This is a genomic window from Pseudomonas sp. FJ2-5-13, from assembly GCF_029201605.1.
Taxonomy (GTDB): domain Bacteria; phylum Pseudomonadota; class Gammaproteobacteria; order Pseudomonadales; family Pseudomonadaceae; genus Aquipseudomonas; species Aquipseudomonas lactis.
On sequence record NZ_CP104045.1, the window covers coordinates 2612621 to 2634490 of the forward strand.

The 21870-nt window shown below is 61.1% G+C and carries 21 protein-coding genes; 8 read left to right on the forward strand and 13 right to left on the reverse strand.

Going from position 1 to position 21870, the window contains the following annotated elements; all coding sequences use genetic code 11:
- Window positions 1-4: 4 nt before the first annotated feature.
- Window positions 5-868: a universal stress protein gene (locus N2A98_RS11410; RefSeq protein WP_275623445.1), complete on the reverse strand. Its 864-nt coding sequence runs from the start codon at window positions 866-868 to the stop codon at window positions 5-7.
- 148 nt (window positions 869-1016) lie between these two features.
- On the opposite strand from N2A98_RS11410, the gene miaE reads away from it, so the two are divergent.
- Window positions 1017-1619 carry a tRNA isopentenyl-2-thiomethyl-A-37 hydroxylase MiaE gene (gene miaE, locus N2A98_RS11415; RefSeq protein WP_044273444.1) on the forward strand — a complete coding sequence of 201 codons (603 nt, stop codon included), beginning with the start codon at window positions 1017-1019 and terminating at the stop codon, window positions 1617-1619.
- Here miaE and N2A98_RS11420 read toward each other — a convergent pair.
- Window positions 1575-2774: an MFS transporter gene (locus N2A98_RS11420; RefSeq protein ID WP_044273445.1), complete on the reverse strand. Its 1200-nt coding sequence runs from the start codon at window positions 2772-2774 to the stop codon at window positions 1575-1577. The genes miaE and N2A98_RS11420 overlap by 45 nt on opposite strands.
- A gap of 157 nt (window positions 2775-2931) precedes the next feature.
- Here N2A98_RS11420 and N2A98_RS11425 point away from each other — a divergent pair, with 157 nt between their 5' ends.
- Together N2A98_RS11425 and N2A98_RS11430 are read left to right on the forward strand one after the other, a co-directional pair.
- A complete protein-coding gene (locus tag N2A98_RS11425) occupies window positions 2932-3639 on the forward strand; it encodes a response regulator (RefSeq protein WP_044273446.1) in 708 nt (235 codons plus the stop codon).
- The gene (locus N2A98_RS11430; RefSeq protein WP_047710708.1) at window positions 3640-4917 is read left to right on the forward strand and encodes an ATP-binding protein; all 1278 of its coding nucleotides are present in this window, start codon (window positions 3640-3642) and stop codon (window positions 4915-4917) included.
- 118 nt (window positions 4918-5035) lie between these two features.
- On the opposite strand, the gene N2A98_RS11435 is transcribed toward N2A98_RS11430, so the two are convergent.
- From N2A98_RS11435 to N2A98_RS11445, 3 genes are all read right to left on the reverse strand, one after another.
- On the reverse strand, window positions 5036-5554 hold the full coding sequence (locus N2A98_RS11435) for an AAA family ATPase (protein ID WP_275623605.1): 519 nt from the start codon (window positions 5552-5554) through the stop codon (window positions 5036-5038).
- Window positions 5551-6114, reverse strand: coding sequence for a nicotinamide riboside transporter PnuC (pnuC, locus tag N2A98_RS11440; RefSeq protein WP_275623446.1), 564 nt, complete (start codon window positions 6112-6114; stop codon window positions 5551-5553). Before pnuC ends, N2A98_RS11435 begins: the two co-directional genes overlap by 4 nt.
- Before the next feature lie 139 nt (window positions 6115-6253).
- Window positions 6254-7177 carry a hypothetical protein gene (locus N2A98_RS11445; protein ID WP_235369416.1) on the reverse strand — a complete coding sequence of 308 codons (924 nt, stop codon included), beginning with the start codon at window positions 7175-7177 and terminating at the stop codon, window positions 6254-6256.
- 434 nt (window positions 7178-7611) lie between these two features.
- On the opposite strand from N2A98_RS11445, the gene N2A98_RS11450 reads away from it, so the two are divergent.
- The gene (locus N2A98_RS11450) at window positions 7612-8589 is read left to right on the forward strand and encodes a polyprenyl synthetase family protein (protein WP_044273448.1); all 978 of its coding nucleotides are present in this window, start codon (window positions 7612-7614) and stop codon (window positions 8587-8589) included.
- Between the two features lie 47 nt (window positions 8590-8636).
- On the opposite strand, the gene ampC is transcribed toward N2A98_RS11450, so the two are convergent.
- Window positions 8637-9779 (reverse strand): class C beta-lactamase, encoded by a 1143-nt coding sequence (gene ampC / locus N2A98_RS11455; protein WP_275623447.1) that lies wholly within the window; start codon window positions 9777-9779, stop codon window positions 8637-8639.
- 130 nt (window positions 9780-9909) lie between these two features.
- On the opposite strand from ampC, the gene N2A98_RS11460 reads away from it, so the two are divergent.
- Window positions 9910-10785 carry a LysR family transcriptional regulator gene (locus N2A98_RS11460; protein ID WP_275623448.1) on the forward strand — a complete coding sequence of 292 codons (876 nt, stop codon included), beginning with the start codon at window positions 9910-9912 and terminating at the stop codon, window positions 10783-10785.
- Here N2A98_RS11460 and N2A98_RS11465 read toward each other — a convergent pair.
- The 3 genes from N2A98_RS11465 to N2A98_RS11475 are packed head-to-tail and all read right to left on the reverse strand — an operon-like array spanning window position 10751 to window position 12570.
- On the reverse strand, window positions 10751-11077 hold the full coding sequence (locus N2A98_RS11465) for a hypothetical protein (RefSeq protein ID WP_275623449.1): 327 nt from the start codon (window positions 11075-11077) through the stop codon (window positions 10751-10753). The genes N2A98_RS11460 and N2A98_RS11465 overlap by 35 nt on opposite strands.
- Before the next feature lie 55 nt (window positions 11078-11132).
- A complete protein-coding gene (locus N2A98_RS11470) occupies window positions 11133-11627 on the reverse strand; it encodes a thioesterase (RefSeq protein WP_032892109.1) in 495 nt (164 codons plus the stop codon).
- A gap of 52 nt (window positions 11628-11679) precedes the next feature.
- A complete protein-coding gene (locus N2A98_RS11475; RefSeq protein WP_275623450.1) occupies window positions 11680-12570 on the reverse strand; it encodes a DMT family transporter in 891 nt (296 codons plus the stop codon).
- An 86-nt stretch (window positions 12571-12656) separates the two neighbouring features.
- On the opposite strand from N2A98_RS11475, the gene N2A98_RS11480 reads away from it, so the two are divergent.
- Complete coding sequence (locus N2A98_RS11480; RefSeq protein ID WP_275623451.1) at window positions 12657-13982, forward strand: PLP-dependent aminotransferase family protein; 1326 nt, start codon at window positions 12657-12659, stop codon at window positions 13980-13982.
- Window positions 13983-14712: 730 nt separating this feature from the next.
- On the opposite strand, the gene N2A98_RS11485 is transcribed toward N2A98_RS11480, so the two are convergent.
- A complete protein-coding gene (locus tag N2A98_RS11485; protein ID WP_275623452.1) occupies window positions 14713-16422 on the reverse strand; it encodes an amidase in 1710 nt (569 codons plus the stop codon).
- 190 nt (window positions 16423-16612) lie between these two features.
- Between N2A98_RS11485 and N2A98_RS11490 the strand changes: the two genes are divergently transcribed.
- Window positions 16613-16927, forward strand: coding sequence for a DUF2834 domain-containing protein (locus N2A98_RS11490; RefSeq protein WP_014718650.1), 315 nt, complete (start codon window positions 16613-16615; stop codon window positions 16925-16927).
- Between the two features lie 484 nt (window positions 16928-17411).
- On the opposite strand, the gene N2A98_RS11495 is transcribed toward N2A98_RS11490, so the two are convergent.
- Window positions 17412-18623, reverse strand: a complete 1212-nt coding sequence (locus tag N2A98_RS11495) for an MFS transporter (protein WP_034135455.1) — start codon at window positions 18621-18623, stop codon at window positions 17412-17414.
- A gap of 102 nt (window positions 18624-18725) precedes the next feature.
- On the opposite strand from N2A98_RS11495, the gene N2A98_RS11500 reads away from it, so the two are divergent.
- On the forward strand, window positions 18726-19547 hold the full coding sequence (locus N2A98_RS11500) for a helix-turn-helix transcriptional regulator (protein WP_034135456.1): 822 nt from the start codon (window positions 18726-18728) through the stop codon (window positions 19545-19547).
- Here the strand turns inward: N2A98_RS11500 and N2A98_RS11505 are convergent.
- Together N2A98_RS11505 and N2A98_RS11510 are read right to left on the reverse strand one after the other, a co-directional pair.
- Window positions 19540-20730: an MFS transporter gene (locus N2A98_RS11505; RefSeq protein WP_275623453.1), complete on the reverse strand. Its 1191-nt coding sequence runs from the start codon at window positions 20728-20730 to the stop codon at window positions 19540-19542. The genes N2A98_RS11500 and N2A98_RS11505 overlap by 8 nt on opposite strands.
- Window positions 20727-21749 (reverse strand): alpha/beta hydrolase, encoded by a 1023-nt coding sequence (locus tag N2A98_RS11510; RefSeq protein ID WP_275623454.1) that lies wholly within the window; start codon window positions 21747-21749, stop codon window positions 20727-20729. The genes N2A98_RS11505 and N2A98_RS11510 overlap by 4 nt, the downstream gene beginning before the upstream one ends.
- Between the last annotated feature and the right edge of the window lie 121 nt (window positions 21750-21870).

Consider the following 21870-nt stretch of genomic DNA (forward strand, 5'->3'; position numbering starts at 1 on the left):
GGTGTCAGGGCTTGGTGGCGAGGTCTTCCAGATGATCCATGAGCGTCTGCGGTTTTAGCACCAGAATATCGCTTTGCACCGCATCCAGCACCACCTCCGCCGTATTGCCGATCAACGCGCCGGAAATCCCCGTGCGCGCCACCGTGCCGATAATGGTCACCGCCGCATGCAACCGATGGGCAATATGTGGAATCAGCACATCGGCTGGGCCTTCCTTGATATGCAGGTGGCTGTCGTCTACGTCGAACTCAGCCTGGAATGCCTTGCACTGCTCGCGGTAGCGCGCCTCGATGGTTTCCTTGAGCTGAAAGGTCGGGTCGGCCGCCGACAGCATGGGCGACGGGTGGGCACTGATGACATGCAATTTGGCTTTGGCCAGGCTGGCGATATCAAAGCCATGGTCGATGATCGAATGGTGCAGCGAGCGGTGTTCGCCGTCTGTGTTGCCCACGTCGATGGCCGCCAGGATCACGCCGCCCGCCCAAGGAGTGGCGGTCTTGACCAGCAACACTGGCGTTGGGCAATAGCGCAGCAACTTCCAGTCCGCCGGGGTCAGCAGGGCTGTTTTCAGTGGGCTGTCGGGGAAGTGCTGCTTGATCACCAGGCCGCAGCCTTCGGCTTGCTGCACATCGATGATGGTTTCATGCAGGCTGTCGTTCCACGCTTGCTCGGTGGTGACGCTGTAGCCGTCTTCCGTCAAGCCTTGCTTGAGCAGGCTCAGCAGCGCCGAATGTTCGTGTTTTTTGTCACAGACCAGCAAGTGCAGGTGCGCGTCGGTCACCCCGGCAATCAGCTTGGCACGTTTGAGTGCCAGGCTTTCGGAGTGCTCGGGCTCGATGACCACCAGGATGCTGCGGATGGCTTGCATGGTCGGGTTCTCCTGAAGGGTGGGCGTTGGATAACTATAGTTGCTGGCCGGCAGCCGTCATGTTGATACACATCAAAGCCGGTGGCTGGTGGTCTGCGGCGGGGTCGGTATAATCGGCGCCCTTTTGTATCCTTTGCCCGTGAGCCCGATGAACCTGCCCGAAATCCATGAATTCCTCGGCTGCCGCACCCCCGATGCCTGGGTACAGGCCGCATTGGCCGATCAGGAAACCCTGCTGATCGACCACAAGAACTGCGAATTCAAAGCCGCCAGCACCGCCTTGAGCCTGATGGCCAAGTACTACGGCCACGTTGACCTGATCAACATGATGTCGCGCCTGGCCCGCGAAGAGCTGGTGCACCACGAGCAGGTCATGCGCCTGATGAAAAAGCGCAAGGTCGAGCTGCGTCAACTGCACGCCGGCCGTTACGCCTCGGGTTTGCGCAAGGTGGTGCGCAGCCATGAGCCGGTCAAGCTGGTGGATACCCTGGTGGTAGGCGCCTTTATCGAAGCGCGCAGTTGCGAACGTTTCGAAGCGCTGGTGCCGCATTTGGACGAAGAACTCGGCAAGTTCTACTTCGGCTTGCTCAAGAGCGAGGCGCGGCACTTCCAGGGCTACCTGAAGCTGGCCTACCAGTACGGCGACGCCAAGGACATCGCCCAGGTGATCGAGCGGGTGCGGGCCACCGAGCAGGAGCTGATCGAGTCACCCGACGTCGAGTTCCGCTTTCACAGTGGCGTGCCAGCCTGAGGCCACGGCCACACCGATCAAGGCGGTGATCCCCGCCAGCAGCAGGATCACCGTTGGCGTGCCCAAAGGCGCTGCCAGCACGGCAATCATCAAGCCCGCCAAGGGCTGGGCGAGGTTGTTGAGCAAGGTCATCACGCCGACTGTCTTGCCGAAGTCCTGCACCGGGATCACCCGTTGGCGGGTGCTGCGAAGATACACGTTGAACATCTTGTCGAAGCCGCTCACCAGCAGGAAGCCCACCGCGTAGGCCCACACGCCGGGGCTGAGCGCGGTGATCAGCGCGCCGACGGTGATCATCGAATACGACAGCCCGCCCAGCACCTTCAGCTTCAGTGATGAGCGCGCCAGGTAGAACAGAATAGCGATGGTCACCAGCGCCCCGGCGGCTTGCAGCAGGGCATAGGCGTCTTTGCCCGCTGCGAAGTGGCCGGTGACCATGGCGGCCGAGGTGGCCAGCGTCACCCCGACTATCAGGTTCACGCCGACCGCCAGGACGATGATGCGCTTCAACTCCACCCGGCTGAAGATGTGGCCGAAGGCGGTGCGCAGGGGTTGCAGCCAGATACCTGGGTGTTGTTGGTGTATTTCCAGGTTCACCGTAGTGTTGCGCTGCCAGATCAGCATCGCCAGGTCCGCCAGCACAAACAGCACGGCCACCCCCAGCACCACCCAAGGCCACGCCCAGACTTCCAGCACCAGCGCCGCCACCAACGGCCCGAGCACCAGGCCACTCTGGTCGGCGATTTGCGAATAGGACAAGGTCTTGGCATAGGCGTACTGCCCGAAGATATGCGGCATCACCACCTCCCGCGCCATGATGCCCTGGGTGGTCAACACGCCGCACAATGCGGACAGCATCACCAGCCAATGGATGCCGTCGAACAGCCCATAGCACGCCATCGCCACTACACACGCCAAGGCCCGATACACCTGGCTGATATGCAGGATACGCACCGGTGAAAACCTGTCGCACAGTGCGCCGCATACCGGAAACGCCAGGTAACGCGGCAGCGACTCGACAAAAAACGCCAAACCCGCCCACGACACGCTTTGGGTGGTCTGGAACACGATCAAGGGCACGATAAATAGCAAAATCTGGTCGGCCAGTCGTGAAAGGAACAGCGAAATGAAGAACGCCAGGTAATCCTTGCGCATGGAACTCCCTGTCAATGGCGTTAAAAACTGCAGGCTATTTGTTAAAAACTCTTAAAAGCATGAAGCTTCTTCGCGGGGTGCTGGCCAGCGGCTTCTGTCGGCCAGCTTGCCACCTATAATGGCCCTTTTTCAATCCGCGCATCCACACTGAGAACTTATGGAAAACCTGGGTCTGGGCAAGGTCCTGCTCGTTGAGGACGATGAAAAGCTGGCAGGGCTGGTCTCGCATTTTCTGTCGCAGCATGGTTTCGAGGTCCGGGTGGTGTACCGGGGGGATGAAGCCTTGGCGGCGTTCGTGGATTTCAAGCCGAAGATCGTCGTGCTCGATCTGATGCTGCCGGGTCAGAGCGGGCTGCATGTCTGCCGCGAGATTCGCAACCTGTCGGACACGCCCATCGTAATCCTCACCGCCAAGGAAGATGACCTGGACCATATCCTTGGCCTTGAGTCCGGTGCTGACGATTACGTGATCAAGCCGATCAAACCGCCGGTATTGTTGGCGCGCCTGCGTGCGTTGCAGCGCCGCCAGGTGCCCGAGCCCACGGTGCGCGGCGCTCTGGAGTTCGGCCGCTTGTCGATTGATCGCAGTTGCCGGGTGGTGCGCCTGGGCGACGAAACCATTGACCTCACCACCATGGAGTTCGAGTTGCTGTGGTTGCTGGCCAGCAGCTCGGGCAAGGTTCTGTCCCGTGACGATATCCTCAACCGCATGCGCGGCATTGCCTTTGATGGGCTGAACCGCAGCGTAGACGTGTACATCAGCAAACTGCGCGGCAAGCTCAATGACAACCCCCGCGAGCCGGTGTGCATCAAGACCATCTGGGGCAAGGGCTACCTGTTCAATCCGTTCGCGTGGGAGGTGTAGATGCTGCGCTTGTATCTGCGCCTTTACGTGATACTTGCGCTCGGCCTGGCCGGGTCGATCTGGCTGGTGAACTTCGGCCTGGACACCTACATGCCCGAGTCCAACGAGACCTACAATCGTGAAGCCCTGCGCGGACCGGCGTGGGCCTTGGTGGAACAGCTGCGCCCCGTGCCGGCAGAGGCGCGCCAGGCCCGCCTGGACGAATTGCAACCGCATTACGGCTTGCGGCTCAAACTGGTGCAACGCGACACCCAGGATTTGAGCGAACGGGAACAGAAACTCCTGGCGGCTGGCCAGGTGGTGGTGCGCGAAGACTTCATGAAGTTTCTCGCGCCTATCGACGACGGCCCCCAATTGCTCGAAATCAAATTGCCGGAAGAACCCAAGTGGTTGTACCTGTGGGCCTACGGCTTCCTGGGCGTGAGCCTGGCCATTGTTCTGTATTTCTGGGTGCGCCCACACTGGCGCGACCTGGAGCACATTCGCCTCGCGGCGCAACGTTTCGGTGACAACGACCTGGGCTCGCGCATCCTGCTGCCGAGCCGTTCCACCGTGCGTTCCCTGGCCGGGCATTTCAACCAGATGGCCGAGCGCATTGAGGGTTTGATCGCCAACCAACGCGAACTCACCAACGCGGTCTCCCATGAATTGCGCACGCCGATTGCGCGGTTGTCATTCGAGCTTGATCAACTCAGGCAACAAAGCGACCCACGGCAACGCCGAGCGCTGATCAACGACATGTACGCCGACCTCGGTGAGCTGGAAGAAATGGTCTCCGAGCTGTTGACCTATGCCAGCCTTGAGCCGGGCGCCACCCGGGTCACCCGTGAGCATATCGAGGCCCACAGTTGGCTCGACAGTGTTATAGGCGCCGTGGCCCTGGAGGCCGAGGCGCAAGGGGTGCAGCTGTCGTTGCGCACCTGCGAGGTGGACGTTATCCAGATCGAACCACGCTTTATGGCGCGGGCCGTGATCAACCTGCTGCGCAACGCCATTCGTTATGCCGACCACCGTGTGGAAGTGTCGCTGGTCAAGTTTGGCAGCGGTTACGAAGTGCGGGTCAACGACGATGGGCCGGGGGTGCCGCTGGAGGGCCGCACCAAGATATTCGAACCCTTCCTGCGCCTCGACGCCAGCCGCGACCGCCGCACAGGCGGGTTTGGCCTGGGCCTGGCGCTGGTCAAGCGTGTCAGCCAGTGGCATGGCGGGCAAGTTGAGGTGCTGGATTCGGAATGGGGCGGGGCGTCGTTTCGGATGACGTGGGCATATGCCGAGTAAAGGGGCCTGCCCCAACGTCATCCTGTAGGAGCGAGCTCGCTCGCGAAACACTCACAGGCGCCGCGTTTATCCAGAAAACACGCGTTATCGTTGACGTCTTTCGCGAGCAAGCTCGCTCCTACAGCAACTGCGTTACCGCGGCAAACGCCGCCTGGCGCCGTTGTTCCCAGCCCCCGCGAATCACCACCAGTGGCTGTTGGTGCTGCTGCATCCATTCCAGACTGGCCTGGAAAAACGCCTGCCTATCCGCCAGTTCCGGCTGGCAGCGCTGGCCGTCGGTACTCCATTCCACGTCTTCGGGAGAGAGCAGCAGGTGCAGGTCGTAATGCCGCGCCAGAAGTTCGTCATCCAGCCAGCCGGGGTAGTCGCCGAACAGGGTCTGGCTCCAGAGCCTGTTGGTGAGCAGGTGGGTGTCGAGGATCAGCAACGCGGGGCGTTTGGCGCGGGCGGCATCCTCCCAGGCCAACTGGCCTTGGGCAATGGCCGGGATATCCGCCAGGGTGGTGTCGCGCTGATGCTGATCGATGAAGTAGCGCACATATTCCCCTACCATCAACCCGCCGAAGTGCGCGTGCAACTGCGCCGCCAGCCAGCTCTTGCCGCTGGATTCGGGGCCTGCCAATACCACCACCTTCATGCGCGCAACGCCGGGTCGGCGCGCCACTCGCGCCAGCCTTGCACGGCAATCACGGTAAACAGCGCGTAGAGCGCGGCGGTGAGGTAGAGGCCTTTGTAAAGGAACAGGCCGACGAAGATCACGTCCACCACGATCCACAAGGCCCAGCACTGCACACGTTTTTGCGCCATCCACATCTGCGCCACCAGGCTGAAACCGGTGAGCGCGGCGTCGAGCCAAGGCTGGGCGGCGTCGGTCCAGTGGGCCATGGCGGCGCCCAGCAGCAGACTGCCGACGGCACCCACAGCCAGGCTGGCCATGATCGCCGGCACGCCCAGGCTCGTGACCTGGCGGCCCTGCTTGACCTCGCCGGCGCGGGTCCACTGCCACCAGCCATACACCTGCAAGGCCGCGTAGACCACTTGCAGCAGCATGTCGGAGTAGAGCTTGACCTCAAAGAACACCCAGGTGTAGAGCAGCACCATCACTAGGCCGATGGGCCAGCACCAGGGGTTTTGTTTGACCGTCAGCGAAACGGCGATCACCCCCAGGGCGGCGGCAAACAGTTCAAGCCCGGACATGGCGGATCCTTGGGGGAGTGGGAGAGGGCGGTGATTGTACCTAGAGGCCACCGAACCTCAAACACCGCAGGACAAACGCGCACGTGGGCTTGCTCCATGCGCGCGGCGATGCCGTGGCTGGGGATGTAAGCGCAGCCGGTTATTGACCCTTGAAGCGCAGTTCCCGATACCGCGGTACGGCCAGATGCCAGGCAATGTTGCCGCGCCATTGGTTATGTAGGGCTTGAGCACAGGTCATTGCCTGTTCTTGAGTACGCGTGTCATAGCCCAGCGCATCCAGGCGTTTGGGCAACTCGGCTTGCGTCATTGCGAAGCTTTTCGCCCATTGTTCAATCCGCTGTGACACCTCGGCTGCGGCCTGCAGCGCCGATTGGCCCTGGGTGTGCCTGAGGTGAGTCAGTAGGTTGTAGATGTCTTCATCAGGGTTTTCCATGATCTGAAAAGACAACAAATCGTTAACTGCCTTGAAGAGTTTCAAGGCCAGGTTTCGCAGGTCTTGCCAGGGGGGGCTGTAGTAAAGCGAGGACGATAATTGAATGTTCTGCACCAGGTAGGTGAATTCCAGACAGACTTGAAAACCGCCGGCGTTTTGCCACAGAGCCTCATAACCTTCTACGCCCGGCTGCGTGTTATGAAGGCGATGCATCAGCGCGGTGGTGCAAGGAACCAGGTAGGTCAAGTATTGCTCGGCCACTCGCTGCTGCCAGAGCGAGGGCATCAAGCGTGACGCGCGTCGCATGATGTCTGTGAGTGCATTGGCCAACGGTTCTCGGGGTGTGCTCGCGCGCGTGAACGCTCTTGCGTAGACACCTCGAATCAGGCGTTCGAGGGCTTCGGGGTCATTGCAGTCTTCGTCGGCGAGATCGTCCTGGCAACTGAACCATCCCACCAGATCAGACAGAATGAGTAATAACTCAAGTGGCGCGTCACTCCACATATAACCGGCATACAAACCGGGAATGTAGATGTCCAATTGATGGGTTGCGCGGGATGTTTGTTCCAGCCCCATATTCTTGAGCCATTGGCGTGTGTGCTGCTGAGCCTCTTGCGCAAAGGGGCTCAAAGGATAAGTCCCCGTCTCAAGCCATCGGGGTAAATGAAAGGGGCCGATGGGCTGTTGGACATCAAGGCGTGGTGAAGAGGGCGAGGTTCTTCCCCGCGAGCCTGATCGCGCTGACATACGATGTAACCTGTAACGTTAGAGTGCGTCGATAAGTATGCAAGACAAGTTATAGCACTCAGTGTTGTAGCGTCTGGTGCGCTTTCAATATGGGTTTGGAATCAATGTGCTGCGCATTATGAATAAATAAACTGAGTTATTGCGAGCGGTAAAATGTTGTCTCCTTGTGCCTATCTGAAAAATGGCTAACCTTTCCATCATGTGAATGATGATCACGTAAAGCGGTGGCCTGCGGATGTTGAAGGTCTTTACGCGTGAAGAACGTAGAAGACAGTGAGTGTTGAGGCGCTCACGCGGTCAACAACGAGGCCTATGAGATGAACCCTTTCTGCTCGTCATTCGATGACACTTGGTACTTAAACGCCAGAGCCCAGTGGTCTGAGCCTTTTGCTTATCAAGAGCGTTTCCCCGGTAAAGCCGTAAGAACAGAACTCATGTGGGCACTCTCGGTGTTGTACGGCTTGCCTTCTGTCCAGACTCACACCCTCTGCGCGGCCATCGAAAAGATGAATCTTTCCTCATTGATTCATGACGATTTACTGGATGGTGATACGGTGCGCCGTGGTGTTCCAACGGTATGGAAGCAATACGGTACGGAGGTTGCTCTGTTGTCGGGGATGTATGGGTACCTGGAAGGTCTTCAGCTCCTGGCCAAGCTCAATGACTTGAATGTTGTGCGGGCGGGTATGGAAAGCCTTGAACGACTGCATGTTGGGCAATACCTCGACGCCAAAGCAAGTGCAGGTGACACATTGCCCACCTTGGAAGACTATGGCTGTATTGCACAGGCTAATACCGGCTGTTTTTTTGTGTTTCTGTTAAAGGCTTGCCAATGTCTGAAACCGTTGGACGCGCAGACCTATGTTCTGCTTGAACGGATGCTGCTGTTGATGGGCATCTATTATCGTTACGTCAACGACTATTGCGATATCAATCATATTCCGCACTTTGAAAAAAAAGGATTCGCCATGGATTTGGAGGGTGGGCCAAAGTCGTTCCTGATGATCTTGGCGGGCAAGGCACTGGTCAAGGGCGCGCTCACTTCAGATCAAAAAAAACAGATTATTCGAGAATATGGAGACGCAGGCGTATTTGACGCTGCCCTGGCGTTGATGGAGCAAACCTATGGGCAGCTATTGCGCTTTGCAGACGCTATAAAGCGGCGAAACAGCACTGTCAGCATTCACGCATTAAAGGGGTTTTTACGCAGCATTCATTTCCAACCTGAGCCCGATGACAATTATTACGCAACGCTACTCAGGTCACCCCCTCCCGTGTGTCGCTCCAGTCACTGAACGTCGCGGTCAGGGGTGGCCGCGACAGTCGGAGACCCTTTCGTGGTTTATTGATCCATCGTGCTCAAAATTTCATAAGCCAACTTTACCCGCTCGGCATTCGGGTAGTTCTTGTTCGCCAGGATCACTACACCCATGTCCTTGCTTGGCACAAACGCCACATAGGCGCCAAAACCGCCGGTGGAGCCGGTTTTGTTGTAGAGCACGTTGGCAGGCTGCGCCTGGGCGGGTTTGAGCCAGTTAACCTTGTGCGGCTCCATCGCCATCGGTGTGGAGTTGCCCTCAAGCAACGCTTGCAGCGCGACGGGGTAGGGGTAGCGTTCCCAGCCCAGGCCCTGGGTCATGCCGTTGACGGTGTAGTAGCCGGCGTGAGTGGTGGCAATGGCCTGCTGCACTGGTTGCTCCAGGGTTTGCGGGTGCATGTTCGCGATCACGTAGCGGGCCAGGTCCTGGCTGCTGCTTTTGAGGCCGTAGGCTTCGAAGTCCAAGGCGCCGGGGTTGACGCGAACCGGTTTCTGCTGGCTGTCATAGCCCTGGGCGTATTGGCTGGCCTTTTCGGCAGGCACGCGCGTGTAGGTGTTGGTCAAGCCCAGCTTTGGCAGCAGGGTTTTTTCCATGGCGACGGTGAACGGCAGGCCCAGGCTTTTTGCTGTCACGTAACCGAACAGGCCAATGCTGGGGTTGGAATACAGGCGTTGTTCCCCCGGCGCATAAGTGGGTTTCCAATGCTGGAAATAATCCATCATGGTGGTGGCGCTGTCGGCGGCATCCGGAAACTGCAGCGTCAGGCCGCCGGGGGTATAGGTCGCCAGTTGCAGCAGGCTGATGCGATCGAACGCGCTGCCAGCCAGCACCGGCAGGTGTTGGCTGGTCATGTCCGACAGCTTGAGCTTGCCGATAGCCTGAGCATACCCGCCGAGGGTGGCGTTGAAGGTTTTGCTCACTGAGCCGATTTCGAACAGGGTGTTTTCGGTGACGGGTGCCTGAGTGTCCTTGGCGGCGACGCCGTAATTAAAGTATTGCACCTTGCCGTGTTGGACGACCGCGACCGTCAGGCCGGCGATGCCTTGCTGTTTCATCAGAGGGGTGACGTGGCTGTCCACGACCTGGCGCATATCGGTGGCGGCCATGCAGCTGCCGGCCCCAAGCAATAAGGCTGAGATCGCATATTTTTTCAGGGTGTGTTTCATGCTTCGCTTCCATGTAAGTAAAGGCAATGACGATCGGAGCCTGCGCAGGCGTGGCAAATGTAGGTGGATTTCCCGTAGCGGGCAAACGATGATATCTCGCACCAGCCATTAGAAAAATTTGGGCCAAGCCATGTTGCGTTCCCACCTGCCGCTCAATGCCTTGCGCGCCTTCGAAGCGTCGGCGCGTCATTTGAGCTTTACCCGTGCGGCCATCGAGTTATGCGTGACCCAAGCGGCGGTCAGTCATCAGGTCAAAAGCCTCGAAGCGCAACTCAACGTCACGCTGTTCAAGCGCCTTCCACGGGGCTTGATGCTCACCAGCGAAGGCGAATCCCTGCTGCCCGTGCTGCGTGAGGCCTTCGACCGTATTGCTCTGACCTTGGATCAGTTTGAAGGCGGGCATTACCGTGAAGTATTGACCGTGGGGGCGGTCGGTACCTTTGCGGTGGGCTGGTTGTTGCCGCGCCTGGCGGATTTTCATAGCCGCTACCCGTTGATCGACTTGCGCTTGTCCACCCACAACAACCGCGTGGATGTCGCCGCCGAGGGCCTGGATTATGCCATCCGCTTTGGCGCCGGCGCCTGGCACGGCACCGATGCCTGCCCTTTGCTTGAGGCGCCGTTGACGGTGTTGTGTGTGCCGCAGCTTGCCGAACAACTGCGCAGCCCGGCTGACGTGTTGAAGCACGCCTTGCTACGTTCCTACCGTGCCGATGAGTGGAACCTGTGGTTCCAGGCCGCCGGTTTGCCCAGCGATACCCGGGTGCCGCGCAGCGTGGTGTTCGACTCCTCGCTGGCGATGATGGAGGCCGCGCTGCAAGGGGCTGGCGTAGCACTGGCGCCAGCCTTGATGTTCTCGCGGCAATTGGAGAGCGATGTGATCCGCCAGCCGTTCGAGGTGGGGATCACGACGGGCAGCTATTGGCTGACGCGCTTGCAGTCGCGGGCTGAGACGTCAGCGATGGTGGCGTTCAAGGGGTGGTTGCGCGAAGTGGTGGGTGTGTAGCCACTGGATAGGGTGGGTCACAGGGGACTTTTGTGAAACTGCCCGCAACGGGTGCAAGCGTTTCATAACTGTGTTCGCCATGTTGCACGCACAGCCAGTAATCGCCATAGGCATCCACGTGGTCGACTTTCCACACCAGGCCGCTTTCGAAAAAGAACCGATAGAGATCCTGTTCCTGCTGGCTGATTTCTGCGTTAGGCACGCAGGTGATCTGCAGGCCGAAGTCCAGCCAGGTTAGTTTATAGCTCTCGGTGAATTGCGCGCTCAGCCCCAGACAAATCTCACAGGCCATCTTCGAGTGCTCCTTATGCAGGGTGTCTGATCATGGTTGTCACTATGGCGCCGGGTCAAACCTCGCGACCATGGGCGGCAGCGGCCAGTTGCCCGGTATCAACGCGCACGAACACCGAGTCGCCGACGGCGGTGAGCACGCTGCCTGCATACACTTCGCAGACCACACGGCTTTTGCGCCCGACTTCGCCTTCGACCCGAGCGCGCAGGACCAGGGGTACACCCATCGGCGTGGGCTTGATGAATTTGATCCCCAGGTTGCCGGTGACGCAATCGATGCGCGGCAGGCTGCCGGGTTCACGCTGTTCGGCGCGGTAGTGGTAGGCCATGGCGGTCCAGTTGGAGTGGCAGTCCACCAGCATGGCGATCAGGCCACCGTAGACCAGGTCTGGCCAGCCGCTGTATTTAGCCTCGGGTTGATGCTCTGCAATGACGTGCACGCCATCGTCATCCCAACGGCTCTTGATGTGCAGGCCATGGGGGTTGCTGCTGCCGCAGCCGTAGCAGATGCCTTCCGGCGCCGTGGTGTCTTGGAGAGAAGCGCTGTGCATGCAGAGTCCTTATTGTTTTTTGGGGCGACGCTTCTATTTAGCAGGCCAGGGGTTAGCGAGCAAACTTCTTCGCCCCGGCCACGCAGCCGATCACCGCCACCGTCACCAGCACCATGCCCAGGCTGACCTGTTCATGCAGCAAGCCCGCCGCCAGCGCCAGGCCGAAGAACGGTTGCAGCAACTGCAACTGGCCGACCGCGGCAATCCCACCCTGGGCCAGGCCGCGGTACCAGAACACAAAGCCGATCAACATGCTGAACAACGCCACGTAGCCCAGGCTCAACCACGCCGGCAGGCTGATTCCGCTGAGGGTGGCAGGTGCCAGCAACAGGCTCAAGGGCGCCACCACCGGCAGCGACACCACCAGCGCCCAGCAGATCACCTGCCAGCCGCCCAGGCTGCGCGACAGCTTGGCGCCTTCGGCATACCCCAGCCCGCACACCAGCACCGCCAACAGCATCAGCACATCGCCCGCGGGTGCGGCGCTCAAGCCTTGGGCAACGGCGTAACCCATCACCAACAGGCTGCCCAGGATCGAAAACAACCAGAACACCGGCCGCGGCCGCTCACCGCCGCGCAGCACGCCGAACACCGCCGTGGCCAGCGGCAGCAGGCCAATAAAGACGATGGAGTGGGCCGAGGTCACGTACTGCAAGGCCAGGGCCGTCAGCAGTGGAAAGCCGATCACCACGCCAAGCGCGACGATGACCAGCGGTGCCCATTGCTGGCGCGTGGGGCGTTTTTGCTTGAATAGCCACAGCAGGCACAGCCCCAGTAGCGCTGCGAGGGTGGCGCGGATCATGGTCAGGAACACTGGGTCGAATTCCATCACCGCCAGGCGCGTGGCCGGCAGCGAGCCGCTGAAAATCACCACGCCGATAAAACCGTTGATCCAACCCTGGGTGCTGTTGTCCAGAGTGCCGAGGCGAGAAGTGCGTTCCATGGGGGCGTCCTGAAAAGGCAGTTGCGTGCTGGGCATCCTAGGATTGAAGATTAAGACAATCAAAAAATTGTCATGGATACATCCTTATGCCCCGTGCTCGCTACAAGTCGCTGGTCGATACCTTCGCCGAGGCCATCCGCAGCGGCCAACTGCTGCCCGGCACGCGGTTGCCCACCCATCGACAATTGGCCGCCGAGCATGGCCTGGCGCTGGTCACTGCCAGCCGGGTGTACAGCGAGCTGGAAGCCATGGGCCTGGTCAGTGGCGAGACCGGGCGCGGCACCTTCGTGCGTGAGATTGCCTTACCGCCGGGGCAGGGCAGCGGGCAGATGACGGTTGCGGCGGGTTTGCTCGACCTGAATTTCAACTATCCGTCCTTGCCCGGCCAGGCCGAGCTGTTGCGCACGGCGTTGCGCCAACTTGCCCTGTCTGGCGATCTGGAGGCGCTGCTGCGTTACCAGCCCCATGCCGGTCGCGTGCACGAGCGTGCTGCCGTGGCCCGGCATTTGTTGAACCGAGGGCTGAAGGTGCCCGCCGAGCAGGTGCTGGTGGTCAGCGGCGCCCAGCATGGCCTGGCGGTGAGCATGATGACCTTGCTCAAGCCTGGGGATGTGGTCGCGGTGGATGCGCTGACCTATTCGGGTTTCAAGGTGCTGGCCGAAACCCTGCATCTGGAACTCGTCGCCGTCCCGGTCACTCCCTGCGGCCCGGACCTGGACCACCTGCACAGCCTGTGTCGCCAGCGCCCGGTGCGAGCGGTGTACAGCATGCCGACCCTGCATAACCCGCTGGGCTGGGTGATGAGCCTGGCGCAGCGCGAGCGTTTGGTGGCAATCGCCCGGCAGCACAACTTGATGATCATCGAAGATGGTGCCTATGCGTTTCTCGCCGAAGACGCACCGCCACCTTTGGCGACTCTTGCACCGGAGCGCACGGTGTACATCGGCGGGCTGTCCAAGAGTGTTGCCACCGGGTTGCGCGTGGGCTTTATCGCTGCGCCTATGGCTTGGGTAAACGGCCTGGAGCGCACGATCATGGCCACCACCTGGAACGTGCCGGGGGTGATGAGTGCGATAGCGGTGGGCTGGCTCGAAGACGGTACGGTGGCGCAACTGGAGGCGCAAAAGCGCGCGGATGCCCAGGCCCGCCAGGCATTGGCGGCGCAGGTGCTGACCGGCGTGAGGACGATCAGCCACCCATCCTCCTACTTTCTGTGGCTGCCGTTGGCCGAAGATGCCCGCGCCGATCAGGTCGCCATGACCTTGCAGCGTGCGGGCATCTCTGTTTCAACCGCTGAACCGTTCGCGGTTTCGGCCCAGGTGCCCCACGCGCTGCGCCTGGCTCTGGGGTCGGTGCCGATGGCGGCGTTGCGTGAGGCGCTGGTGAAAGTGCGCAAGGTGGTGGCGTGGTGAGCGAACACCCGGCCACAGGGTTTGATTTGAAATAGGGGCAAAGTGTGGGAGCTGGCTTGCCTGCGATGGCGGCCAGTCAGGCGACGCCCATCTACCTGACACCCCACGATCCAACTGTGGGAGCGGGCTTGCTCGCGAAGACGGCCTCACAGTCGACACCGTAATACCGAGTACATATCCATTCCTGCGGTAACGGCTACTTAGGGTTCCGCCCTGACGGCGGCTCACTTTGCAAAAGCGGCAAAGTAAGCAAAACGCTCTTGCCCCACCACTCGGCACCTCGCTTAGGCTCGGTGTGCCCGTAATCCGCCAGTGATTTGGGGGGCCGCCGCCACGCGCCATCCATGGCGCGGGGCGGCTAAACCGGCATCCCTGCCGGTTTACCCCCCAAATCCCTGTCGAATTCCGGCCAGCGTGGTTTAACGGGGCGCCTGAGATCAAGAGCAGATCAAGATCAAGGGCGGCTCGCTTCGCATCGTGGTTACCTGTGGGTGGCACATTCGATGTCGCTGTCGATTGAACGGCCGCCATCGCAGGCAAGCCAGCTCCCACATGGAGTCGGCGCTGCGGCCAATTCTGTAGGAGCGAGCTTGCTCGCGAAAAACGTCAACGATAACCCGTGTTTGCTGAATGAACGCGGCGCCAGTGAGTTTTTCGCGAGCAAGCTCGCTCCTACAAAAAAGCCTTAACTGACTGGCATTAAGGCAAGCCAGCCACAGGTTGACCGCGTTTAGCGGGCTGCCAGCGGTGGCGTACGCGGCGGGATCATGCGTTTGCTGCCGGTGGCTTCGAACGCCGAGGCGAAGCGCAACAGCGCCGAATCGTCATAGGCGCGCCCGGCGAAGGTCAGCCCCACTGGCATGCCGATGTCTGCCATCACGCCCATTGGCACGGTGACGGTGGGCACGCCCAGGTGGCGGATGGCGAGGTTGCCGTTGGCGACCCATACGCCGTTGCTCCAGGCGATATCGGCAGACGCTTCGTTCACATCGGCATCCGCCGGGCCTACATCGGCCACGGTAGGGAACAGCACGGCGTCGAGCCCAAGGGAGTTCATCCAGTCTTCCAGGTCCAGGCGCCGGGTTTGTTCCAGGCCGCGCAGGCCATCGGGCACGGTGCTGATCTGGTCCCATGGGGTGATGCCGCGTTGGGCCATGCGCACGTATTCGTCCATGCCGGCGGCCAGGTCGTCTTCACGGTTGGGCAGGGTGCCGGGGTCGTGGGGGAATATCTTCGGCCCGTCCACATCGGCCAGGCGGTTCAGGTGCGGGTCGCCGTTGGCGCGCAGAAAGTCATCGAAGGCCCAGGCCGACAATTCCCACAACTCGTCGTGGAGAAATTCCTTGGAAACCAGGCCACGGGTAAACACCGTCGGTGCACCAGGGCGGTCGCCTTCGCAGTTGGACACCAACGGGAAATCCACTTCGATCACTTCGGCACCGGCGGCTTCCAGTGCCTGGCGTGCGGCTTGCCACAGTTCGATCACCGTGGCACGGGTGTGGATCTTTTGCCCGGTCGGGCCGCCGATACCGGGTTTTTCGCTGGTGCCAGCCTCCGGGTCGGCGTTGATGTACATACGCGGCACGCCAAAGCGCTTGCCGGCCAGGCTTTCGCTGCCGGCTGCCAGGGCCGGGTAGGACGCTGGGCGCACCGAGGTGACGCTGGGGATCGGCACCCAGGGTTGCAGGCGCCACAGGTCGCCACGGGTGTCCGGGTCTTCGGCCACCACGACGTCGAGTACTTCCAGCAGGTCGGCCATGGTGCGGGCGTAGGGCACCACCACGTCCATGGTCGGGGTCAGCGGCCAGTTGCCGCGCACCGAAATCACCCCGCGTGAAGGCGTGTAGGCACACAGGCCATTGTTGGAGGCCGGGCCGCGACCGCTGGACCAGGTTTCTTCAGCGAGCCCGAACGCGGCAAAGCTGGCGGCGGTGGCGGTGCCGGCACCGTTGGAGGAGCCCGACGCGAACGGCGCGGTGAGGTAGTCGGCGTTGTAGGGGCTTTCGGCGCGGCCATACACGCCACGTTGCATGCCGCCATTAGCCATCGGCGGCATGTTGGTCTTGCCCAGGCAGATGGCGCCGCCGGCCCGCAGGCGTTCAATGGTGAAGGCATCACGCTGGGCCACCAGCTTGGCAAACGCCGGGCTGCCGGATGCTGCCGTCAGCCCCTTGACCAGGTAACTGTCCTTGGCGGTGTAGGGAATGCCATCCAGCGGCCCCAGGATTTGCCCCTTGGCGCGGCGCGCATCGGAGGCCTGGGCTTCTTTCAGCGCCTCGGGATTGCGTACCACCACGGCGTTCAGCGCAGTGGCCGTCTGCGGGCCATCGTAAGCGTCGATTCGCGCCAGGTACGCCTGGACCAGTTCAACCGCCGTGGTCTGGCCGGCTTCAAGCGCAGCGCGCAATTGGGCAATGGAGACTTCAGTAACTTGCATCACGTTTTTTTCGCCGCCTTCAAGTGGGGGTATGGCGGCAGTCTACGTACAGATATTTCACAAAACCAGCGCGGCATACTCGCGTAGGCGGCGCGCAGGAGATCTTGAGAACAACGTCAGCATGATTGCCAGCGGCAGCCTCTTATCGCTAAGGTGGCCGCGCTGATTAACGTTGCGCTTCAAGGAAGAGACCATGCAAAAACCTTATATCGCCCTGGCGGCCTTGCTGGGATTTACCGTCTATACCGTGGCGACCATGCTCACGGCTGAGCAATCACTGCTGGCGTTTGGATGGGAACTGATGTCCAGGCCGGATACGGCCCAGGTGGTGATTGACCTGTATCTGATGGCGGTGCTGGCGTGTGTGTGGATGTACCGGGATGCGCGTGGGCGAGGGCGGTCGATGGCCTCAGTGTTGCCGTATTTTCTACTGACGGCAGTGTTTGTGTCGGTAGGGCCGTTGCTTTATATCGTGGTTAATGGGTTTTCTCGTCGGGCCATGAAGTGAGGCTTGTTGCTCCCTTGACGACCTGCCAGCCGACGCTGATCTACCTGACACACGACGATCCAAATGTGGGAGCGGGCTTGCTCGCGAAGGCGGCCTGACAGGCGACACAGTTGGATTGTGTACATATCCATTGCTGCGGTAGCGGCCGCTTAGGGTTCCGCCCTGACGGCGGCTCACTTTTGAAAAGCGCAAAAGTAAGCAAAACGCTCTTGCCCCACCACTCGGCACCTCGCTTAGGCTCGGTGTGCCCGTAATCCGCCAGTGATTTGGGGGGCCGCCGCCACGCGCCATCCATGGCGCGGGGCGGCTAAACCGGCATCCCTGCCGGTTTAGCCCCCAAATCCCTGTCGAATTCCGGCCAGCGTGGTTTAACGGGGCGCCTGAGATCAAAAGCAGATCAAGATCAAGAGCGGCTCGCTTCGCATCGTGGTTACCGTTGAGCGCTACAGAGTTGTGTCGATACCTATTTGGGCCCCGCAACCGATCAAACGCCTTTGGTCGACGGCAACAGTACCGTGAGGATGCCCACCAACGGCAGGAACGAGCACAATTTGTACACGTACTCGATGCCGTGATGATCAGCGAGCATCCCGAGCAGCGCCGCGCCGATCCCACTGAAGCCGAACATCAAACCGAAGAATATCCCGGCGATCATGCCCACATTGCCCGGCACCAACTCCTGGGCAAACACCACGATGGCCGAGAACGCCGAGGCGATGATAAAGCCGATGACCACGCTGAGTACGGCGGTCCAGAACAGGTCGACGTAGGGTAGGGCCAGGGTGAACGGTGCGGCGCCGAGGATGGAGAACCAGATAACCTTTTTGCGGCCGATCTTGTCGCCGATCGGGCCACCGGCAAAGGTGCCCACGGCCACTGCGCCGAGGAACAGGAACAGGTACATCTGCGAGCTGGCTACCGACAGCTGGAATTTCTCGATCAGGTAGAACGTGAAGTAGCTGGTCAGGCTGGTCATGTACCAGTATTTGGAGAACACCAGCACGGCCAATACCACCAGGGCGAAGGTCACGCGGCCTTTGGACAAGCCGTGGGTCGCCTGGCTGCCTTGCTTGAGCTTGAACAGGTTGAGGTGGTGGCGGTACCAGCGGCTCAAACCGTACAGCACCAGGATGGCGAACACCGCGAACAGGCCGAACCAGGCAATGTGGCTTTGGCCGTAGGGAATGATGATCGCCGCCGCCAGCAATGGGCCGAAGGCGCTGCCGGTGTTGCCGCCGACCTGGAAGGTCGATTGCGCCAGGCCGTAGCGCCCACCGGAGGCCAGGCGTGCGACGCGGGAGGTTTCCGGGTGGAAGGTCGATGAGCCCACGCCCACCAGCGCCGCCGCGAGCAATATCGCCGGGAAGTTGCCGACAAAGGCCAGCATCAAGATGCCGACCAAGGTGCACACCATGCCCGCCGGCAATAGCCAGGGTTTGGGGTGGCGGTCGGTGTGGTAGCCGATCCACGGTTGCAACAGCGAGGCGGTCAACTGGAAGGTCAGGGTGATCAGGCCGACCTGGGTAAAGCTCAGGCCGTAGTTGGCCTTGAGCATCGGGTAGATCGACGGCAGCACCGCCTGGATCAAGTCATTGATCAGGTGCGCCAGGGCACAGGCGCCCAGGACGCGCATGACTAAGGGGCTTACTTGCGGGCTGGTCGAAGGTGCGGCGGGTGACGCTGTGACTGTGGACATGCGGGCATTCCGTACAAGGCAGCTAACAGGCGTGGAGGCGGGCGGCGGTGATGTGAACCGCCACTCCATCTGGACTCGGCGTTTATGCTAGATTCGGCGCCAATGCCTGTCTCGCGCAATTCGGGCAGAAACCATCGCAAAAAGGGCGAAATGATCAAATCACTGGATAAATTTCTGCGAGAAATCGATGAGGGCGACTGGGCCGTCATCAGCTCGGCCACCGATTACCCCGAAAACTGGGTGATCCCCGAACACAGCCACAACAAGCACCAACTGCTGTACGCCATTGGCGGTGTGATGGTGGTGTACTCGGCCCTGAGGCAATGGACGGTGCCGCCCAATCGTGGCTTTTGGATGCCTTGCGGTCAAGTTCACTCGCTGCGCTGCGTGGGTACGCTGCAGATGCGCAGCGTGTTCGTGCGCCCGGACAGCTTCCCCAACCTGCCGGCCGAGCCCAAGACGGTGACGGTCTCGCCGCTGCTGAGTGAACTGATCAAGGCCTCGGTGAGCTTGAAACCGCCGTATGCCGAGGATTCACGCGACGCGCGGATCATGCACCTCATCCTCGATGAACTGGCCATCCTGCCGGCCTTGCCGCTGTCTTTGCCCCAGCCTGCCGACCCACGCCTGAGCCCGATCTGCCTGGCGTTGCAGGACGAGCCGAGTGATGCCTCCACCGTCGCCGACTGGAGTGCGCGGTTGGGGTTGGACCAAACCACCATCCAGCGCCTGTTCCGCAAGGAAACCGGCATGACCTTCGGCCAGTGGCGCCAGCAAGCGCGGCTATTGCTGGCGCTGGAGCGCATTGCGGTGGGGCAGAAGATCATCGATGTGGCGTTTGAATTGGGCTATGAAAGCCCCAGCGCTTTTACCAGCATGTTCAAGAAACAGTTTGGCAAAACGCCGAGTCATTTTTTCAAGTAGTGCCGCTCGCCATGCGCGCATGAGCAGGGCGGCGCGATGCCAGGTAAGCCAGCAGCGTGGCGACTACCAGCAAGGCGGCGCTCAGCTCGAAGGTGGCCCGGTAGCCGCTCAAGTCGAATGCCACACCACCGACGGTGGCGCCGGCGGCAATCGCCAGCTGGATGATGGCGACCATCAATCCCCCGCCGGCCTCGGCGTCGTCGGGCAAGGCGCGGGCCAGCCATGTCCACCAGCCCACAGGCGCAGCAGTGGCCACCAGGCCCCAGCAGCCCAGCAGCACAGTGGTGGCAATCGCTGAACCGCCGAACGCCACCAGCGCAAGGGCGATGCCGGCCATGATCAACGGGATGGCAATCAGCGTCGGGTAGAGGTGGCGCTTGAGCAAGTGCTCAATCAACACCGTACCCGCCAGACCGGCCAGGCCGAGCACCAGCAGCATCAACGACAGGGTGGACACCTCGACCCGGGTCACGCCTTCCAGGAACGGCCGCAGGTAAGTGAACAGCATGAACTGGCCCATGAAAAACAGGCTGACAGCGCACATGCCCAAGGCCACCTTGGGGTTTCTCAGCAGGCGCAGTGCATTGCCGGTGTTCGCCGCGCCGCTGTGCTTGAGCGCCGGCAGGCTCAGCCACAGCCAGGCCAGCGCAATCACGGCCACCGGCACCACGCAAAAAAATGCGCCGCGCCAGCCAATCAGGCCGCCGAGAAAGCTGCCCAGCGGCGCCGCAATCACCGTCGCCAGGGCGTTGCCTCCGTTGACGATGGCCAAAGCCCGTGGCACTTGGGCGGGCTCGACCAGGCGCATTGCCGTGGCCGCCGACAGCGACCAGAAGCCGCCAATTGCCACGCCAATCAACGCGCGACCGAGCATGAACACCGCGTAATTCGGTGCGAACGCCACCACGCTGCCCGAGACGATCATCAGCAGCGTCAAGGCCATCAGCAGGCGCTTGCGATCCATCCGCGCGGCAACCGCCGCGATCACCAGGCTGGTGAGCAGGGCAAACACCCCGGACACGGAAATGCCCTGGCCGGCCTGGCCTTCAGTGATCTGCAAGTCAGCGGCCAGCGGTGTCAGCAGGCTGACCGGCATGAACTCGGAGGCGACCAAGGCAAACGCCGCCAGCGACATCGCCAGCACCGCGCCCCAGCGTTGCGGTTGAGGGGTAACGGACCTCACTGCAAGTGGCTCTGGAAGAAGGTGGAGAGCGTGTCAAACGGGATCAGTTCGACGCGGTCGTAAAGGTCTACATGGCCGGCGTTGGGGATGACCAGCAATTGCTTGGGCTCGGCGGCGCGTTGGTAGGCGTCTTCACTGAATTCACGGGAATGCGCGTCGGCCCCGGTAATCAGCAGCAGCGGGCGTGGCGAGATCGTCTCGATATCGTTGAAGGGGTAGAAGTTCATGAACTTGACGTTGCTGGTCAGCGTCGGCCGGGTGGTGGTTTGCGATGAGGCGCCTGCTGGGGTGACTTCGCCGCGCGGGGTACGGTAGAAGTCGTAGAACTCGTCGCCGATCGGATCGCCTGTGAGGCTCTGCGGCGTGCCACCGGTGTAGAGGGTCTCACCGCCCTGGAATTCTACATAGCGCTGGTTGGCGGCCTGGCGCAGGATCTGCTGGCGCTGTTGCAAGGTCATGCCGTGCTTGAGGCCATTGCGGTTGGCCGCGCCCATGTCGTACATGCTGACCGTGGCGATTGCCTTGAGACGCGGATCGATCTTCGCCGCACTGATCACGAAACTGCCGCTGCCACAAATGCCGATGGCACCGATGCGTTCCCGGTCGACCTGTGGGCGAGTGCCGAGAAAGTCCACGGCGGCGCTGAAGTCTTCCACGTAGAGGTCGGGCAACACCGCGTTGCGCGGCGTACCGGCGCTTTGGCCCCAGAACGACAGGTCCAGGGACAGGGTCACGAAACCCTGTTCAGCCATTTTGGTGGCGTAGAGGTTGGCGCTTTGCTCTTTGACGGCGCCCATCGGGTGGCCGACGACAAGGGCTGCGCGCTTTGAGCCTGGGGCCAGGTGCTTGGGCACGAACAGCGTGCCGGCGACCTGCATGCCGTATTGATTGTTGAAGGTGACAGGTTCGGCCGTCACTGTGTTGCTGCTGTAGAAGTTATCCGCACCGTTGGACATATCGGCTCCAAATGAAGAAAGAGAAGTCACCAGCAAACCCAAGGCGAGCAAGAGGCGTTTCATAGGGATGTTCCTTGTGAAGTGTCCGCACATTTTCCGGGTGACGGCAGGGCTTCTGTAGTGCATTTGAGTGGATTACTTGCCTGATCCTCTGAGTTTCAGCGCCAGGTGACGACGCCCGTGG

What these genes read in the sequence shown, in the direction of transcription:
- N2A98_RS11410 (WP_275623445.1), bottom strand. Translation starts at nt 868, where the DNA reads ATGCAAGCCATCCGCAGCATCCTGGTGGTCATCGAGCCCGAGCACTCC.
- miaE (WP_044273444.1), top strand. Translation starts at nt 1,017, where the DNA reads ATGAACCTGCCCGAAATCCATGAATTCCTCGGCTGCCGCACCCCCGAT.
- N2A98_RS11420 (WP_044273445.1), bottom strand. Translation starts at nt 2,774, where the DNA reads ATGCGCAAGGATTACCTGGCGTTCTTCATTTCGCTGTTCCTTTCACGA.
- N2A98_RS11425 (WP_044273446.1), top strand. Translation starts at nt 2,932, where the DNA reads ATGGAAAACCTGGGTCTGGGCAAGGTCCTGCTCGTTGAGGACGATGAA.
- N2A98_RS11430 (WP_047710708.1), top strand. Translation starts at nt 3,640, where the DNA reads ATGCTGCGCTTGTATCTGCGCCTTTACGTGATACTTGCGCTCGGCCTG.
- N2A98_RS11435 (WP_275623605.1), bottom strand. Translation starts at nt 5,554, where the DNA reads ATGAAGGTGGTGGTATTGGCAGGCCCCGAATCCAGCGGCAAGAGCTGG.
- pnuC (WP_275623446.1), bottom strand. Translation starts at nt 6,114, where the DNA reads ATGTCCGGGCTTGAACTGTTTGCCGCCGCCCTGGGGGTGATCGCCGTT.
- N2A98_RS11450 (WP_044273448.1), top strand. Translation starts at nt 7,612, where the DNA reads ATGAACCCTTTCTGCTCGTCATTCGATGACACTTGGTACTTAAACGCC.
- ampC (WP_275623447.1), bottom strand. Translation starts at nt 9,779, where the DNA reads ATGAAACACACCCTGAAAAAATATGCGATCTCAGCCTTATTGCTTGGG.
- N2A98_RS11460 (WP_275623448.1), top strand. Translation starts at nt 9,910, where the DNA reads ATGTTGCGTTCCCACCTGCCGCTCAATGCCTTGCGCGCCTTCGAAGCG.
- N2A98_RS11465 (WP_275623449.1), bottom strand. Translation starts at nt 11,077, where the DNA reads ATGGCCTGTGAGATTTGTCTGGGGCTGAGCGCGCAATTCACCGAGAGC.
- N2A98_RS11470 (WP_032892109.1), bottom strand. Translation starts at nt 11,627, where the DNA reads ATGCACAGCGCTTCTCTCCAAGACACCACGGCGCCGGAAGGCATCTGC.
- N2A98_RS11475 (WP_275623450.1), bottom strand. Translation starts at nt 12,570, where the DNA reads ATGGAACGCACTTCTCGCCTCGGCACTCTGGACAACAGCACCCAGGGT.
- N2A98_RS11480 (WP_275623451.1), top strand. Translation starts at nt 12,657, where the DNA reads ATGCCCCGTGCTCGCTACAAGTCGCTGGTCGATACCTTCGCCGAGGCC.
- N2A98_RS11490 (WP_014718650.1), top strand. Translation starts at nt 16,613, where the DNA reads ATGCAAAAACCTTATATCGCCCTGGCGGCCTTGCTGGGATTTACCGTC.
- N2A98_RS11495 (WP_034135455.1), bottom strand. Translation starts at nt 18,623, where the DNA reads ATGTCCACAGTCACAGCGTCACCCGCCGCACCTTCGACCAGCCCGCAA.
- N2A98_RS11500 (WP_034135456.1), top strand. Translation starts at nt 18,726, where the DNA reads ATGCCTGTCTCGCGCAATTCGGGCAGAAACCATCGCAAAAAGGGCGAA.
- N2A98_RS11510 (WP_275623454.1), bottom strand. Translation starts at nt 21,749, where the DNA reads ATGAAACGCCTCTTGCTCGCCTTGGGTTTGCTGGTGACTTCTCTTTCT.